We start from the raw sequence: 18,207 nt of genomic DNA on the forward strand, positions 1-18,207 counted from the left end.
AACAAAACAAGGAGTGTAGTATGCAACCATTAGCGGAGCGGCTAAGACCGGTAACGTTGGATGAACTGGTGGGGCAGGAACATCTTACCGGCAAGGACAGTATTTTAAGGAAAGCGATTGAGCAGGGAATGATCCCTTCTATGATCCTGTGGGGGCCTCCCGGTGTTGGTAAAACTACGATTGCCAACATTATTGCACATACATTACAGGTACCTTTTTACACGCTCAGCGCTATTTCAGCGGGTGTAAAGGAAGTGCGGGAAGTGATAGAAATGGCCAGGCGGCAGCAACACGCGGTATTGTTTATTGATGAAATCCATCGTTTTAACAAGTCGCAGCAGGATGCGCTGCTGGGGGCAGTAGAAAAGGGTATCATCACCCTGATTGGCGCTACCACAGAGAATCCCTCTTTCGAGGTAAATGCGGCGGTACTATCCCGCAGCCAGGTGTATGTATTGAAACCACTCGGGAAAGACCAACTGATGCAGTTATTGCAGCAGGCCATGGAACGCGATGAGTGGTTACGCAGCAAGCATATTGAATTAAAGGAAACCAGCGCGCTGTTTAATATTTCCGGTGGAGATGCACGTAAGCTGTTGAACCTTTTTGAACTGGTGGTGACTACCTTACAGGAAGATCCGATTGTAATTACAGATCAGAAAGTAATGCACATCGCGCAACAGCGTGTAGCCATTTACGATAAGAGCGGAGAACAGCATTATGATATTATTTCTGCGTTTATAAAATCTATCCGGGGCAGTGATCCCAATGCGGCGTTATACTATCTGGCGAGAATGATCGATGGTGGAGAAGATGTGAAATTTATTGCGCGGAGGCTGGTTATCCTGGCGTCGGAAGATATTGGTAATGCCAATCCGAATGCACAGCTGCTGGCCACCAGTTGTTTCCAGGCCGTGAATATGATCGGTTACCCCGAATCAAGGATTATCCTGTCGCAGTGCGTCACGTACCTGGCTGCTTCTGCGAAAAGCAATGCGGCGGTAACGGCTATCAGTGCAGCACAATCGGTAGTTGCTAAAACCGGTGATCTGCCGGTACCTATGCATATCAGGAACGCCCCTACGAAATTGATGAAGGACATGGATTATGGTAAGGGCTACGCATATGCGCACAATTACGAAAACAATTTTGTGGTGCAGGAATTTCTGCCGGATGCTATCAAAGGAACGAAGTTTTATGACCCGGGTAATAACCCAAGGGAAAATGAACTGCGAAACCACCTGAAGAGCTTGTGGAAGGAAAAATATAATTATTAGAAAAAGGGGAGATGTACACATCTCCCCTTTTTTTTTATTCTCTCTCTTTTGTTAAGATCTCGAATGTTTGTTCAATTCTTTCCCCGTTTTCATCTACCAGTGTGATGGTATGTTTGCCTGGAGGCGGATGCAGGGCCATCTGATGAAACTCTGCGGTGGTACCGATAAAGTTGTTATCGAGGTGCCAGAATATTTTAGTGGCATTGTTGCGGTGCGTAGCAGTAAAGATCGTCTGACCTGCTTTACCATCAATTTCAACGGGAACGAATATACGTGCGCCTGGTCTTGGGTAGATCAGTTCCATGGGCGCTTTGTCTTGTCCCAATGAAGCGAGACAATCCGGTTTATAAGGTGGCAGTTGCTGGTAATAGTTTTTACTACGGTAGTAATATTCCTGCGATGGTGGTAAAACAAACCAGGATTTATGCTGCATCATGGAAGGCGATTCGCAGCTCTCCGTTACGCGCCACTGGCCGGTTCTGTCGAGATGTACCAACTGATGATAAGGACATACGCCGGCCCTGATGCCTGCGGCAGGTACATATACAGAATCAATTTCATCACATAGCTCACCTGCGCGGAAACCGCTTTTTCGGCACACTTCAATCTTTTTCAGTTGTGCATACGGGGTATTGAACCAGCCATTGGTGTGTAGTAACCGGAATACATCAAACAGGATAGGTGCAGCTGTGGATACACCGATCAGACCAGGACGTCCTTCCCCGTCGGCATTCCCTACCCATACACCAACTACGTATTGCGGCGTAACGCCAATGGCCCATCCATCGCGGAAACCGAAGCTGGTACCTGTTTTCCAGGCAATGCGCTGGGAAGAGGAAAACTGTTGCCAGAGTAATTCCTCACCCGGCCGCATTACTTCCGTCATGGCCTGGAATGCGTACCAGATGGAGCCTGCATCAAGAATACCTTCCTTACTTAATCCATACCTGGAGGGGCGTTGAATATTGAGCCGGTAGTTGGGCGGATGGATATCGTCCATATCATATCTGCCTTTGTATTGATCCATGTGGATGAGTGTACGGGCCATACTGGCGTACATACCACACATTTCCCAGAGGGTGGTTTCGCCACCACCGAGAATGAGTGAAAGGCCGTAGTGGTCTGCTGGTTTATTGAGGGTGGTGATCCCCATTTTTTGCAACAGGGAATGAAAGCGTTCGTAGCGGTATTGTTGCAGCATCCGCACAGCGGGGATATTCAATGAGCGGGCGAGTGCGCGTGACGCAGGGACGGCGCCGTCATAGCCCAGGTCGAAGTTTTGCGGCGAATAACCGGCTATCTGTGTGGGGATATCGGGAATGAGTGTATTGGGAAGAATGAGGCCATCATTGAGCATGGCGGCGTATAGTACGGGTTTCAGTGTGCTGCCCGGACTCCTTCTCGCCTGCACAATATCCACGTGGCTTTCCAGTTCGGGATCGCCGGGATGATAGATATTGCCTACATAGGCAAGGGTATTACCGGTTTCCACATCCAGCACCAGCACGGCTGCGTTGTTGATGCCATTGGCTTTGTATGCGCTGTGGTATCTTTCTGCGATTGCTGTGGCATTCCGCTGGAGATCGGCGGCCAGCGTAGTTTTGATGCGGGTAGGTTCATCTGTTTTCTGTTGCTGGTAATCGCGGCGGAAGAGATCGAGCAGGTGCGGGGCTTCCTGAGGCAGTGGCAGTGGCTGATCAGGCAGCGGCTCCATTTTGGCCAGCTGGCAGGTGGTGCTGTCGATGGTATGCTGATGGTACAGTTTGGTGAGCAGCTGGTTACGTTTATTCATCAGCGTTATCCTGTTACGACCTGGATGTACCAGGGCCGGACTGTTGGGTAATACTGCCAAAGCCGCCATTTCCCCCCAGGAGAGCAGGTCTGCTTTTCGGCCGTAATAGCGCCATGCAGCGGCTTCCAGGCCAACTACGTTGCCCCCGAAAGGTGCATTGGCGGCATATAGCGCAATAATCTTCTTTTTAGAGGCTGCAAATTCAAGCCGGGTAGCCAGGATGCCTTCTACCGTTTTTTGCCAGATATTACGGGGCTGGTTGCGCGAGAGGCGTATTACCTGCATGGTGAGCGTACTGCCGCCGCTTACTACTTTCTTGCCCCTTATATTCTGGTTAATGGCCCTGCCAATGGCTACCGGATCGATGCCCCAGTGATAGTAAAACCGTTTGTCTTCATAAGCGATGATACACTTTTCGAATTTCTCAGGTACATGGGCATTATAAGGAAAACGCCATTGTCCGTCGGGTGCAATGCTGGCGTTCAACAGGTCGCCGTTGCTGTCTTCCAGCACAAAAGAAGTGGCGCTTGTGAAAAGTTGTTTAGGTAAACAGCAATAATAGGCAATGAGCAGGATGGTGAGGGCAGTGAGCCACCACTTTTTTCTGATACACCATTGCCGGAGGGTATGTAGCTTCATCAGGGAGTTACGGAATCATTTAATGCGGTCAAAGATAGGTTAAGTTATTGTTTTGAGCTGTTCATATGCAAGTTAATCCGCTCGCTTGCAGGGAACGGGAATGAACAAATGCTGCGTATTATTTCTTTGCAGGTGTTTGTTGTTGCCCGGTTGTTTGTTGTTTGTTTCCGGGAGATGGATTCCGCGTTGTGATGTTTCACTTTTCAGACCAGGCCAAGGCAATAGCCGGCAGAGACAGACATTACCATTTTTAAAATAGAAATGTTACGGCAAAATTGAGTAGTATTATTTCAAAATCAGCCACCGTTAGTGCTTACAGTCCTGTTTAACCGATAATTTAAAAGAATTTAAAAATATATTTTGTACCAATTGGTAAAGTATATACCTTTATGCTATCAAATCAAAAGTATATGACACTCCTTTCTCCTTAGACTTAGTATTCTTTCTCCTAAAGCAAAGACATTTTTTTTCTTCATTATTGTACTATTTGGTACAAAATAAACTGCACTCATGGCAACACATACTACCACCCCCGTTTCCTACAAAACAGTCACTATCGATCATCTTAATATATTTTACCGGGAAGCCGGTCCTGCCGATGCACCGGTAATACTACTGCTACATGGTTTCCCGTCTACCTCTCATATGTACCGCGAACTGATCCATGACCTGGCAGACCGTTATCATGTAATTGCACCGGACTATCCCGGCTTCGGACAAAGCAGCATCCCTTCGCTCAGCGCATTTGAATATACTTTCGACAACCTCGCCCTGGTCATGGAGCAGTTTATTGATACCCTTGGTCTGAAAAAATTCAGCTGGTACCTCCAGGATTACGGCGGCCCTGTTGCTTTCCGGATTATCACGAAAAGACCAGAATTAGTGGAAGCACTGATTATCCAGAATGCGAACGTATACCTGGATGGACTTGGCCCCGATGTGCAGGAAATAGGCGCCCTGCAGCAAGCGGGTGACGAAGCAGCTTTGCTGGCCGCCATCGTGAAAAAACTGCGACTGGAAAGTATTAAAGAAGAGCATCTCTTTGGTACCGCCAATCCCGGAAAAGTAAGTCCGGATAGTTACGAACTCGCCTACGCCTATATGAACAGACCCGGTGTAGAAGCGGTGCAGGTAGCGCTGTTTCAGAACTATGGCACTAACTTCCCGAAATATCCCGAGTGGCAGGAATACCTGCGTAAGCAGCAGCCCCGTTTGCTGGTAGTATGGGGCAAAAATGACCGCATCTTCACATGGCCCGGCGCTGAAGCTTATAAAAGAGATGTAAAAAATGCGGAAGTGCATTTATTTGACGGCAGTCATTTTATGCTGGAAGAATACCATGAAGCAGTGGCTATTCTCATCAAGAATTTTTTACAATAATCATCCCCTTAAAACAATTTGTATGGCTCACACAAAGATTGCTATTAACGGATTTGGAAGAATAGGAAGATTGTTTTTTCGTGAAATATACCAGCAACCGGATATTGAAATCGTGGCGATCAACGATCTCACGAGTCCTGCTGTGCTGGCGCATCTCCTGAAGTACGATACGGCTCAGGGCCGGTTTGATGCCACCGTAACAGCCAGTGAAGATGCCATCTTCATAAATGGTAAAGCTGTAAAGATATACGCTAAAAGAAACCCGGCTGAAATTCCATGGGCACAGCATGAAGTTGATGTAGTGCTGGAAAGCACCGGTTTCTTCACCGATAAAAATACGGCGGCTGCCCACCTGCAGGCAGGTGCCAGAAAAATAGTGATCTCCGCTCCTGCTACCGGCGACCTCAAAACGATTGTATATAACGTTAACCACGCTATACTGGATGGCACGGAAAGTATTATCAGCTGCGCGTCCTGCACCACCAACTGCCTCGCACCCATGGCGCAGGTACTGGACGATACGTTTGGCATTGTGAATGGTCTCATGACTACCATTCACGCCTATACGAATGATCAGAATATCCAGGACGCGCCGCATGCCAAAGGAGATCTGAGGCGTGCCCGTGCAGCAGCACAAAGTATTATTCCCACCAGCACCGGCGCTGCAAAAGCTATCGGTCTGGTACTACCCACCCTGAAAGGTAAACTGGACGGCACCTCGCAAAGGGTGCCTGTGATTGCCGGTTCCCTAACGGAGCTAACCGTTACCCTCCACAAAAAAGTAACTGCGGAAGAAGTGAATGCTGCCATGAAAGCGGCTACCAATGAAAGCTTCGGTTATACTACCGATGAAATCGTGAGCAGCGATGTAATTGGTATGCACTATGGTTCCCTGTTTGATGCTACGCAAACAAAAGTATTGTCGGCAGGTGAACAACAGATCGTAAGAGTGGTGAGCTGGTATGATAACGAAATGAGTTACGTATCCCAGCTGGTGCGTACAGTGGCATATTTCGCCAGGCTGCAGCCATAATTATTACTATAAAAAGAAAAGGCGTTCCGATATTCCGGAACGCCTTTTCTTTTTATAGTTCTTTTTTTACTTCACTACTTCTACCCATTTACCCGGCGTGAAAGCATGTATGGTGTTATCATACATCGCTTCACAGGAGGTGGCCGGCAGATAATAGCGGCCAAGGTATGCAGCGTTCAGCAATACGTTGTAAGTACGTTTCTTGTTTTCTTCGATATTGAAGTAAGTATATACCCTGTCGTCACGTATATCCATATACGTAGCGGGCGATGAATGGAAGGCACTGTCGTTTTCCATTAAGCGGGTATTCAGGATTTCCCATCCGGACGGGAAGATCTGCGACAAAGCCATCTGTTCATAATAACCACGATGCCCCGGGTTATTAATAGTCACGGTAGCCATAAAGTCGCTGCCCTGCCGTAACGTGGCCGGATCAATAGGTTTGCCGTCACGGGTGCTGAAGCTCACCTGCATACCCAGTATATCCGGGTTATTGGTAGCCACCGGTTCCTGACCTGCATCCGGCTGTCCCTGGAGAATAAGCCTTGTATACAATACATTTTGTCCGTTGTTCTGGATGCTGATATTGCCCGAACTGCCATTAAAGGTTACTGGTATCTGCGTTACAAAAGATTGGCCGTTTACGGTGCCTTTAACGCCGTTGATGGTGTAGGCAAAGTTTATCTTGCTGCCACCTTTGTTGTTGCCGCAATATTTGGCAATGGCAATCAGTGCGTAAGCAGTGGTTTGTGTGCTGTACCACTGGTCATTTTGCGATAACTGCGCTGCAATCTGTTTCACCAGTTCGTTGGCTCGGTTCCGTTGTCCGAGTATGGTCAGTGTTTCCAGTATCATGGCTTTATCACGCAGATCGGAACCGAAAGTGCCGCCTAACTGCGTATATGCTTTCACGTCTGTAGTGAGGCCCTGTACCAGTGTATTGGCTACTTCCGGTTGACCAGAGAGTTTGTAAGCCGCTGCCAGCCGCCATTTAGCCGGGGCAGACAGGTACTTGAATTCTTTCAGCCGGTTCATGGCACCGAGTTCAGGCGATTTGGCCAGCGCCAGCAGGTATAAACGGTACGACTGTGTCAGATCGCCACCGTAGAAATTAAGGGTGCTTGGCGCCCAGGTACCGGCTTTGTTGCGCTGGTATTTCTTCCACTGATCCAGTAAACCCGCAGGTAAGGTATAACCCTGTGCCTGTGCTTCAATCAGGAAGTGACCACCATAATTGGTGCCCCATTCATCCGAGTTCCCTTCACCCGGCCAGTAGCTGAAGCCGCCATCAGAGGTCTGGAAACTTTTCAACCGGTTGATACCCGCTTTTACATTCCGGTCTATTTCCGCCAGCTGGCTTTCTTTCACGTCCATTAACTGATTTAATACCAGTTGCGGGAATACACCCGAAGTGGTTTGTTCGATGCAACCATGTGGATATTCTATCAGGAAGCGTAAGCGTTTGCCGAGGTTGAGCGATGGAATAGTAGAAACTTCCAGTACGCCGGAGTTGGTACCAGCCATGCCCACCGGGCTGAAAGCAGTTTGCCAGCTTTTGTTTCCTTCCAGGGTGTTTTCAATAATATTCGTGATCACCGGGTTAGGATTGCGAACATTCAGTTCTACGTTTTCTTCTGCTTTTTCTGCACCGCTGGTGGCTACTACTTTTATTTTAGCGACACCTGTCTGCGGGCGGACTTTTACATCGAAGTAAACGATTTGTTCTCCCGGTTGGCTGAACGTCACCGTTTTGGTTTGTTCGCCCACCACTTCCAGCAGGGAGCTGGTGCTCAGGTTCACACTCACATTGCGGATGTTGGGTTCCAGTCCGAATACGGTAACTGGTACCTGGATGATTTCTGAAGGCCCCAGTACACGTGGTGCAGTGGTGAGCAGCATCAGTGGCTTTTTAACGGCTACGGCTTTTTCTGCAAAGCCATACGCGCCTTCCTGGCCCGCTACTACCATGGCTTTCACAGAACCGATATAAGGCGGCAGTTTGAATTTATGGGTTTGTTTCTGTCCTGTTTTCAGGTAGAAAGGTCCCATGTATTTTACTACCGGTTTAAAGCGGTTGGCTTTTGCATTGCCGGCATTTTTATTTAAGCCTTCATCACCACCTATACTCAGGATACGATCCATATCTGCTCCCCACGCACCAATTACATAGTCGAACAGGTCCCAGGTTTTTACGCCCAGTGCTTCCCTGGCATAGAAGGCGCTGTGCGGATCCGGTGTTTTGAAACGGGTCAGGTCCAGCAGGCCTTCATCTACGATGGCGATGGTGTAGGTCATCGGTTTTCCGTTGCCTTCGCTCACGGTGATGCTGGCTTCTGTTTCCGGTTTCAGCTTGTCTGCCATGGTGATCACCGGTTTCAGGATAGTACCGGGATCTTCTACGGAGATAGGAATGGTGCCATACATACGGATGGGCAAATCGTTGAGCGTTTGTGCATGTGGCTGCAGCAGGCTAACGTTCACGTATATATTAGGCGTCATGTTTTTCTCCGCCTTGAATTTAAAGGTAGTCTGACCCTGTTCTGTAGTAAGCCAGTAGGTTTTTAATACTTTACTGCCGGATTCGATGCTTACCAATCCACGACCGCCTTTGCTGCTTGGGATGGTGAGTACAATATCTTCGCCTGTTTTATATTGTTGTTTATTGGAGGTAAACACAAGCATGGAGGCTTCGGCAGGATTTTCTTTCTGCATTCTTTCTGCCCAGCCCGGCCAGTCGATATACACGGATTTACCAGCAGTATGGCCACTTTGCAGGTCTTTCACGCGGATCAGGTATCTGCCCCAATCAGGTGAGTTCACGCGCAGATCCCATTTGCCTTTACCATTCTGTAAAGTCACGGTTTCTTTACTCAGCAGCTGGTTGTAGCTATCCTGTGTGAAGTTGGAATAATCGTCCTGTTCGCCTTCATCCCACCACCATCTCCATTTTATTTTGTACAGTTCTACCTGTACTTCGCGGCTGCCGGAAGTAAGGTTGCCGTTACCGTCTACATCTACCAGGTCAATGCTGTGTGATTGATCGGTGAGCAGCATACCGGTGGTACGGTCGCCGGTTGGAATGCGAAGGCCTGCGTAGGAAGTGAAAGGATTATAAGGCATGGAGAAATGATCGATACTGAAATCGCCTCCCGGCTCAAATACTTTTACTTCAAAATTGGCTTTCAGCTGACCGGGGGCCACTTTACCCAACTGTATATCCGCATTTACCGGTGCGCTGCCGCTTTCGCTGAGCGGACCTTCGAAAATGGTTTTATTTTCGGCATCGAAATGCGTTACAGGATCATCGAAGGAATAGTCTGCAAACTTAGGGAAGCTGGTGCTTTGCTGTACCAGCGATACATCTACTTTCGCTTTCAGGTGCTGTGCGGTGGCGCCAAACAGCCACATGGCCGACAGGTTACCGGTGGAGCTGCCTTTCGATAGGGAGGTGATGCTGCCAAAATCCATCTTTATTTTAAGACGGTTTGGTTTCACAGTTTCGATACGCACATTCTTCTGGAAAGTGGCGCCGCCTACTTTTACTTTGGCTACCCAGTTACCGGTCGGATCATCGGGAGCAGTAGCGGTAGCAAAGCTGTAGAAACCGTTCAGGCCTTCATGCTGATTGATACGTTTGTATAATTGTCCTTTGGGATTGTATAGTTCCAGGGAAACGGGGTGATCTGCCGGTAACTTCTCTCCTTTATCTTCCAGTATAAACGTGAGATAGAGGGAATCACCGGGGCGCCATACGCCACGCTCACCGTACAGGAAGCCTTTGATACCGTTTTGTACTTCTTCTCCTTTTACGTCGAAGCGGCTTAATGGAAGGGAACTTCCGTCGTCCAGTTTGAGGTAACCTCTTTCATTTTCTTTTTTGGCGATGAGGAGGTAAGGTTTGCGTTTCAGATCAAAAGAAGCCAGACCATCTCCATCACTTTTTGTTTTAAAGATCACCTGGTTCTGGTAGTCGAGCAGTTCCAGCTCTACGCCCGACATGGGTTTGGTATCGCGTATATCCGTTACCGCTACCAGCATGCTATTGTCATTTCCTCTTTTGGCAATGATGCCGATGTTGGAAGAAATGATATTGCGGGAAGCCCATTTATCTTTACTGTAGTAAGAGTTGGAGCAGGCATCGTTGCGGCGGTCCCAGTTATAGCCATATGGATAATAGCTATCGTACCGTTGCCAGAAGGAATCATCGTCATCAATTTTTTCACCGCCGTAGTATTCTTCTTCATCACCTTCTCCTTCACCGGAAACGCTGTCGCCATCTTTGGTGGTGTCTGCGGAGCAGGCGGTCATGGCATATGATTTCCGGAAGCCGATGGTGATGCGGTAAATGGCGCCTGGTTCTGTGCGGAGCATCTTATCCAGGTCGAGGAAGAAGCGGTTTTTCTTATGCAGGTTTACCGATTTGTCGGTATCCAGGCGGATAGTTTTCTCTACTACGGGCTTGCCTACACGACGAAGCTCCTGGCTGCCGTCCAGGTCGTTGCGCTGGAGGTATTGTGGAACGTTGTTTTCGTAGATTTTTATAATGGAGACGTCTACCGCATTAAGGTTTACCGCTTCAAACGGCATCACGAGTTTGTTGCTTTCCGGCAGGATTACGCCTTTGCCGGGGATGCTGACGCTGGGTAATGTATTTTCAAAATTCACATTGGCGCTGAAGGTTTTACCTAAGCGTTTATCCGTGATGTTGATCACGCCTTCATTGACAATCACGTTGTAGTTGCCTTCCAGTCGTACGGGTGCATATACGCTTACTTCACTACCGTCTACGGTATAACGCAGATCGCTCTGACCGCTGATGCCGATGAGCCCTTCGAGTGTCTGGGCCATGCTGATCGGATCGGAGAACTGTACCAGCAGGTGTTGTTCGGGATCAGAAAGGGCTTTTACATCTAATACTTTAAAGTCGCCAACGGCGGGTACTTCAAATGTTTTTTTGCCGGTATTTTCCACTTTCAGCGGGCTGCCGTTCCAGTTGAGTTCCAGGTTGCGGCTGATATTGCCACGGGCAATATTGGCAATCGTGAAGCGGGAGGTGCGTTCAGCAGCATTATGCTGCCAGGTAATGGGTAATCCTTTACCGGCATATTGTGCGGTGATTATTTTTTCGATGGATTGCGGATCTTCCACATCTGCCGTATAAATGGCGCCTGTGTAGGTCATACGATCCAGGGTATTATTGCTGCTGGCTTTCAGGCCGAAATAATCCAAAGAAAAGGATGGCTTGATGATTTTGAATTCGAAATCAAATGATTTCAGTTCTTTCGGCACTTCCAGGATTTTGCCCAGTTTGAAATTGGCTTCATACTTTTTCCCCGGTTGCAGGTTTTCATCGGGTCTGAATTCGATGGTGGTAGCATCGATCCAGTAGGACTTTCCCTTAATGGAAGGCGAAAATTCAAATACTTCTTTTTCCAGTGGCTCGTTCTGGGTATGCGTCACATTGGTTTGTGACGTCAGGTGAACGCGGATAGCACTTTGTTTGGAAATGATCCCGGCAGTATATGCTTCAATATATCTGGCAAATTCGGGGTTCATTTCTTTCTTCGCCGTACGGCAACCGCTGATAACAAACAGGGCGGCCAGGAAGAAAAAAAATGTTGCTACAGCGTAAAGCCGTTTCTTTGGGTGCATCAGGAAAGCGGATTAGGTGATTAACTATTAGCTGCGAATGTCGGGAATTTTATTCAAACGGGCGAGAGGGGTAACAAAGGGGAGATGAGAGCAGATTTTTTGACTCCCATCTCCCGGGAATTATTTATACCATACGGCCTTTATCAAGCCTGATGAACTGATCCACGCAGGCCGGCAGTTCCTCTACGTAATGTGTTACGAAGATGAGGGTAACCGGCATATGTTCACAAAGTTGTTCTATTACTTTTTTGAAGTGTTCCTTTTGCCGGGCGTCGAGTCCCTGGCAAGGCTCGTCGAAGATCAGCAGGGGCGGGTTTTTAACCAGGGCGCGGGCCAGTAAAGTAAGCCGCTGCGCGCTTTCCGGCACCTGTTTAAAAGGTGTTTTTTCGTGTTGGGCGATATTCAGTACGCTCATCCAGTCGCGGGCAATCTGTTGTTGCTCCTGGGTAGCGGGTTTGGTGCTGCCGATGATATCTGAAAAGCCCGAGCATACTACCTGCAAACAGTTGTCGCGGGAGGTAAAATACTGATGTAGTTCGGGTGATACGAAGCCTATTTTCTTTTTGATATCCCAGATGCTTTCCCCGGAACCGCGTTTGCGGTCGAAGAGCCAGAGTTTATTGGCGTAGGCCTGTGGGTTATCTCCATTTACAAGACTCAGCAGGGTGGATTTGCCGGCGCCATTGGGGCCGAGCAGCGCCCATTTATCATTTGGCTTTACGGTCCAGTTGATACCGTCCAGGATGGTATTTTCCCCATATTTGATGTGGATATCTTCCATCCGGATGATGGTGTCGAATGAAGGTGGTGTGCTGTGCTGCACCAGCGCGGCAATTTTATCTGCTTCCATTTCCGGCAGGTCGATGGTGGCAGGAGCGGGTAAGGGCAGCTGGATAAATTCGCTACGTGTATACTTACCAGTTATAGCGCCATTTTCGAGTGTCAGCACATGGGTAATATGTTCCGGAATTTCGTGGGGGGCAGTGGCCAGCAGTACGGTGGCGCCTCCGGCAATAATTTCGTTGATCATATTGCTGAAGTCTTTCCGCGCTTGCACATCCAGGCCGATGTAGGGATTATCCAGCATCAGTAGTTGCGGTTGCTGCATCAGGGCGCGGGCAATCATGACGCGGCGGGTTTCGCCGTTGGATAATTTGATGAGCCGTTTTTCCATCAGGGGCGCAATACGCAGTGGTTGCAGTAAGGCAGGGACTTCCGTGAGTTCCAGGTACTCCATTACAGTGGGGGAATTATCGGCATCCATGCTGTTGAAGCGTTGCTGATAATAGAAATCTGTAGTGGTGTTGGAGAGATTGCGGAAGGTGTGGTGATGCCCTACCAGCGCCACCAGGTTGCGATAGTTGAACCAGGGATCGGTAATGGTATGCTGACGGCAGTATTCTTCATAAAAATGATAATGAATGCTGCCATTGATGATATTGAATTTACCGAGAATGGCATTTAGCAGGGCAGTTTTGCCGGAGCCACTGGGGCCGGTGATGGCCCATTGCTCGCCTTTAAGAATCTCCCAGTTGAGGGTATCAAATAATGTTTTATCGAGGTACCTGACGGTAATATGTTCCAGTGAGAGGAACGGTGTTTGCTTAGCTGTCATAATTTGGACGATTGGGCTAAATATTCATCTGTCGGATATAAAATTAATCCGATTATTGAAAGCTTCCAGTAAATTTATGGCAAAGTTAGATGGTATGATCTGGAAGATAAAGTCATTTGATGCATTAACCACGCAGGAACTCTATGCTATTCTGCGTTTGCGGGCCGAGGTATTTGTAGTTGAACAAAACTGTGCTTATCAGGATCTTGATAACTCGGATCAGAAGGCGTTGCATTTAATGGGTACGGATGAAGAAGGCCGGTTGCTGGCCTATACGCGTATTTTTGAGCCGGGAATTAAGTTTGCGGAGGCGTCTATCGGCAGGGTGGTCACATCGCCGCTGGCCAGGGGAACCGGTGCCGGAAGGGCATTGATGGAGCAGTCTGTTGCGGAATTGCAGCAGCACTTTGGTGTAATTCCGATCCGCATAGGTGCGCAGCAGTATTTACAGCGGTTTTATACTTCCCTGGGATTTGAGCAAACCAGTGATACTTATATGGAAGATGGGATTCCTCACATTGAAATGCTGAGGCCCTGATATAATAACTTTGGGGAGATGAAAGCGATATAACGGCTTCTATCTCCCCAAATTTTATCAGCAAGCGATCTTATCGCTTGGGTATTTTTTTCGTTTTTACTTCTACCGGACGGGCATGTTCTTTAATACGGTAGAAAGGAATCACGTAGGAAACTGTGTACTGTACGTCGAAAACAGCCCTTTTGGCGCCATTGCCAAAGCCTGGTATGACCAATGGGGTCATATTGTCTGTTTTTACATTATTGATCAGGATCCGTTCGCGGATGTTCCAGCCCATGAAAAAGTTCTTCAGCACTTCTACTTTCAGTCCTACGAGGAGTTCTACCCAATGCGCGTTTACATTTGTTTTAGGTACACTGCCGGAAAGGTTATCGCCCCAGTAGCTGTTTTTTATATTATAGGTAGGTACTGCATAATTAAAGTGTGAAAATCCGTATCTGAAGCCACCATAGAATATATTCTTCTCGGTAACATATTGTCTTTTCAGGAAGTTATAATCTACTCCCAGGGTCACAAACATGCCATTGCCTTTATAGGTATAGTTGGTATCGCTATAGGGAGTGTTGGCATAGCCGCCTTCAAAGGCAACATAGAGATTACTGTTGATGCGGGCGTCTGCTACTACGGTAAATTCTTTCCGGTAAGGGTAATAGATTGCAGAGGCGATGCGGCTGAGATCCACGCCAATGCGTAAGCCGCCCGGAATATACCAGGAGCTGTCTTTGTGAACAAGTACCGCTCCGTGGGCCGAATCGATATGGGCCTTGTGCGTGGTATCTGTCAGGATAAGTTTGTGGGTGGTATCTGCTTTAACGTTAGCCGGCTTGTTCTGAGCAGTGGCGGCAACGCTGAGCAGGATACTACTGATTAAAGAAAAACAAAGTAAGATGCGTGTCATTACTGCTAGTTACGGACTTATTATTAATTACCACCCTATTGATGGTGTGCATGGTAGCGATCACGGTATCTATATTAAAATAGGTACCAAAGCCGCAACCCGGTGATATAAAATGTTGCTGCCGCTGATAGCGGATCTTCAGGGTATCGGCCACCAGTGCAGAATCCACTTTCAGGTAAAAGAGGCTGCTGTCGGCTACAGGCGACAACTGGAAGAACAGGTCTTTCAGTGGCTGACTTTTGTAAATGGAATCCCTTCCCAGGGCGAATGCGGTCACCTTTGGCATAATGGTATCCCTTATAATCCCGGCGCTGTCGCGGGAAAAGTGGATATGATAATCATTACGCAGGGTTTGATCGCATACTTTAGTTTCATTTTCACAGGCGGCGATGCCTGCGAAAATGAAGACCGTTAATAATATCTGATAAATGCTTTTCATTACTTGTTTACGGTTGGCAAGATATTAAATTCCCAGCTCCTTTTTGAGGAATCTGGCTGTATGACTGTCTTTACAGGTAACCACCTGTTCAGGAGTACCGGTACAAAGGATAGTACCGCCACCACCGCCGCCTTCCGGGCCGAGATCTACAATATAGTCGGCCATTTTGATCACATCGAGATTATGCTCTATCACCAGTACGGTATTGCCTCTGTCGACCAGTTTATACAGTACTTTCAGCAACAGCTGGATGTCCTGGAAGTGAAGTCCGGTGGTAGGTTCATCAAGAATGTAAATGGTTTTACCGGTATCTTTCTTGGAAAGTTCGGTAGCCAGTTTTACACGTTGTGCTTCTCCTCCGGAAAGGGTTACCGCTGATTGTCCGAGTGTGATGTAGCCGAGGCCTACGTCCTGTAATGTTTTGATTTTGCGGTAAATCCATGGAACCGGTTGGAAGAATTCTACGGCTTCATCAACAGTCATATCCAGAACATCGGAGATAGATTTGCCTTTGTAGCGTATTTCCAGTGTTTCGCGGTTATAACGGCGACCATTACACTTTTCGCAATGCACATATACATCCGGTAGGAAGTTCATTTCTATGACGCGCATTCCGCCGCCTTCACACACATCACAGCGGCCTGTTTTCACGTTGAACGAGAACCGGCCTGCATTGTAGCCCCTGATTTTTGCTTCCGGTACGGAGGCAAACAGGGTTCTGATGTCGGTGAAAAATCCGCAGTAGGTAGCCGGGTTGCTGCGTGGGGTACGGCCTATGGGGGATTGGTCAATTTCAATCACCTTATCAATAAACTCCAGTCCTTTGATGCTTTTGTAGGGCATGGGGACCATTTTGGAGTCGTACGCATGTTTGGAAAGAATGGGGTACAGTGTTTCGTTGATCAGGGTAGATTTACCGCTGCCGGAAACACCGGTCACACAGATGAAAGTGCCCAGGGGCAGTTTCAGGTTTACATTCTTCAGGTTATTGCCGGAGGCGCCTTTCAGTTCCAGGGAATTACCGTTGCCTTTGCGGCGTTCGGCGGGTAGTTCTGAAGAGGTGTTGCCATTGAGATAGCCGGCAGTAGGTGTATTGAGTTTCAGGATCTGTTTGGGCGTGCCTTGTGCGATGATCTGTCCGCCGTGTACACCGGCGCCGGGGCCAATGTCTACGAGGTGATCGGCATGCAGCATGATATCTTTGTCGTGTTCTACCACGATCACGGTATTCCCCATTTCTTTCAGGTTGCGCAGGGCATCGATCAGCTGCATGTTATCGCGCTGATGCAGGCCTATACTTGGCTCATCGAGAATATAGGTAATCCCCATCAGCTGAGATCCGATCTGGGTGGCCAGCCGGATACGTTGTGACTCGCCTCCGCTGAGAGTCCGGGTAGGACGGTTCAGGGTGAGGTAGTTGAGTCCTACGTTAAGCAGGAATCCAAGTCGTTCGCGGATTTCCTTGAGGATATCTTTGGCAATGGCATTCTGTTTTTTCTCAAGACGGTCTTCGATATTTCCAAACCAGGCCAGGAGTTTATCCAGGTCCATATTTCCGAGTTCGGAGATATTTTTCTCATCGATCTTGAAGAACAGGCTTTCCTTTTTGAGGCGGGCGCCGTTGCATTCGGGGCAGGTGCTGAGTTTCATGAAGCCTTCTGCCCAGCTGCGTACATGATCGGAGGAAGTATCGTTAAAATAGCGGCGTACCATGTTTACCACGCCTTCGTATTCGGTGGCGTATTCTGTGCTGCCGTTGCTTTCCCCGAATTCGAGGTCCACTTCGAGCTTCCCGTTTTCATCGCCAAACAACAATACGTTGAGGGCTTTCTGAGGAATGCTGGAAATAGGGGCTGTTAAGGAAAATTTATACTTTTTGGCGAGTTGTTGTACCTGTTTGAAGGTAAACGTATCGCGGGCTTCTCCTAGTGGTTTTAAGCCGCCATCGGTGATAGATATGTTGTAATCCGGGATTACTTCGTCCATATCTATCTGGTAGATGGTGCCGAGGCCTTTACAACGGGGGCAGGCGCCATAGGGAGAGTTAAAGGAGAAGGTGTTTGGACTGGGCTCTTCGTAAGAGAGACCGGTTTCTTCACACATCAGTTGTTTGCTGTACTGGCTCACTTTGTTGGTGTCGTGGTCCATGATAAACAGCAGTCCTTTGCCCATGGTGAGTGCTTTCTGCACGCTCTGACTGATCCGGGCGCGGGCATCTTCCTGCACCTGGATACGGTCTATTACCAGTTCTATGTCGTGGATTTTGTATCGATCCACCTGCATTCTTTCTTTCAGGTCTTGTATTTCACCGTCTACACGTACTTTGAGGTAGCCTTGTTTGCGTACCTGTTCAAACAGTTCCCGGTAGTGGCCTTTACGTCCGCGTACCAGTGGTGCGAGGATGGCCAGTTTTTTATTTTTATAGTGTTTGAAAAGATGGGCCAGTATTTCCTCTTCAGAGAAGCGGGTCATCGGTTTATTGGTGTTGTAGGAATAGGCGGTTCCGGCGCGTGCGTAGAGCAGGCGGAGGAAGTCGTATATTTCCGTGATGGTACCAACCGTAGACCGTGGGTTTTTATTGGTCGTTTTCTGTTCTATAGAAATAACGGGAGAAAGTCCGGTGATTTTATCTACATCGGGCCTTTCCATATCGCCGATAAACTGGCGGGCATAAGCGGAAAAGCTTTCCATATAGCGGCGTTGTCCTTCTGCATAGATGGTATCGAATGCCAGTGATGATTTACCACTGCCACTGATGCCGGTGATGACTACCAGTTTATTTTTGGGCAACTGCAGGTCCAGGTTTTTCAGGTTATGCTCCCGGGCGCCAAAGATGGCTATCTGTTCATCTGCCGGGGCTTGCGCAACGGAAGTAGCGGGTACATTCTCTTTTTTCTTTGCCATAATATTAAACTACTAAGCTACGGCATAATTAGGAATTTTG

The 18,207-nt window shown here is 48.2% G+C and carries 10 protein-coding genes; 4 read left to right on the forward strand and 6 right to left on the reverse strand.

The annotated features are described in order from the left end of the window. Positions 1-20: 20 nt before the first annotated feature. Complete coding sequence (locus tag BMW79_RS06445) at positions 21-1,277, forward strand: replication-associated recombination protein A (RefSeq protein WP_089892084.1); 1,257 nt, start codon at positions 21-23, stop codon at positions 1,275-1,277. A 34-nt stretch (positions 1,278-1,311) separates the two neighbouring features. On the opposite strand, the gene pbpC is transcribed toward BMW79_RS06445, so the two are convergent. Then, on the reverse strand, positions 1,312-3,708 hold the full coding sequence (gene pbpC / locus BMW79_RS06450; protein WP_089892087.1) for a penicillin-binding protein 1C: 2,397 nt from the start codon (positions 3,706-3,708) through the stop codon (positions 1,312-1,314). Positions 3,709-4,218: 510 nt separating this feature from the next. Here pbpC and BMW79_RS06455 point away from each other — a divergent pair. Together BMW79_RS06455 and gap are read left to right on the forward strand one after the other, a co-directional pair. Further along, complete coding sequence (locus tag BMW79_RS06455; protein WP_089892090.1) at positions 4,219-5,088, forward strand: alpha/beta fold hydrolase; 870 nt, start codon at positions 4,219-4,221, stop codon at positions 5,086-5,088. Between the two features lie 22 nt (positions 5,089-5,110). Next, positions 5,111-6,121: a type I glyceraldehyde-3-phosphate dehydrogenase gene (gene gap / locus BMW79_RS06460; RefSeq protein WP_089892093.1), complete on the forward strand. Its 1,011-nt coding sequence runs from the start codon at positions 5,111-5,113 to the stop codon at positions 6,119-6,121. A 66-nt stretch (positions 6,122-6,187) separates the two neighbouring features. Here the strand turns inward: gap and BMW79_RS06465 are convergent, their stop codons facing one another. Together BMW79_RS06465 and BMW79_RS06470 are read right to left on the reverse strand one after the other, a co-directional pair. Further along, positions 6,188-11,773 carry an alpha-2-macroglobulin family protein gene (locus BMW79_RS06465; RefSeq protein WP_089892096.1) on the reverse strand — a complete coding sequence of 1,862 codons (5,586 nt, stop codon included), beginning with the start codon at positions 11,771-11,773 and terminating at the stop codon, positions 6,188-6,190. A 124-nt stretch (positions 11,774-11,897) separates the two neighbouring features. Then, the gene (locus tag BMW79_RS06470) at positions 11,898-13,388 is read right to left on the reverse strand and encodes an ATP-binding cassette domain-containing protein (protein WP_089892099.1); all 1,491 of its coding nucleotides are present in this window, start codon (positions 13,386-13,388) and stop codon (positions 11,898-11,900) included. Between the two features lie 76 nt (positions 13,389-13,464). Between BMW79_RS06470 and BMW79_RS06475 the strand changes: the two genes are divergently transcribed. Then, positions 13,465-13,926, forward strand: a complete 462-nt coding sequence (locus BMW79_RS06475; RefSeq protein ID WP_245752400.1) for a GNAT family N-acetyltransferase — start codon at positions 13,465-13,467, stop codon at positions 13,924-13,926. 70 nt (positions 13,927-13,996) lie between these two features. Here BMW79_RS06475 and BMW79_RS06480 read toward each other — a convergent pair whose 3' ends face one another. Genes BMW79_RS06480 through uvrA form a run of 3 tightly spaced genes read right to left on the reverse strand, consistent with a single transcriptional unit; the run spans position 13,997 to position 18,167 of the window. Then, positions 13,997-14,824, reverse strand: a complete 828-nt coding sequence (locus tag BMW79_RS06480; RefSeq protein ID WP_089892101.1) for a DUF6048 family protein — start codon at positions 14,822-14,824, stop codon at positions 13,997-13,999. Continuing rightward, positions 14,787-15,263 (reverse strand): DUF6452 family protein, encoded by a 477-nt coding sequence (locus tag BMW79_RS06485; protein WP_089892104.1) that lies wholly within the window; start codon positions 15,261-15,263, stop codon positions 14,787-14,789. Before BMW79_RS06485 ends, BMW79_RS06480 begins: the two co-directional genes overlap by 38 nt. 24 nt (positions 15,264-15,287) lie before the next feature. Beyond that, positions 15,288-18,167: an excinuclease ABC subunit UvrA gene (gene uvrA / locus BMW79_RS06490; RefSeq protein ID WP_089892107.1), complete on the reverse strand. Its 2,880-nt coding sequence runs from the start codon at positions 18,165-18,167 to the stop codon at positions 15,288-15,290. Between the last annotated feature and the right edge of the window lie 40 nt (positions 18,168-18,207).

This window comes from Chitinophaga arvensicola (assembly GCF_900110835.1).
In the GTDB taxonomy this organism is placed as follows: Bacteria; Bacteroidota; Bacteroidia; order Chitinophagales; family Chitinophagaceae; genus Chitinophaga; species Chitinophaga arvensicola.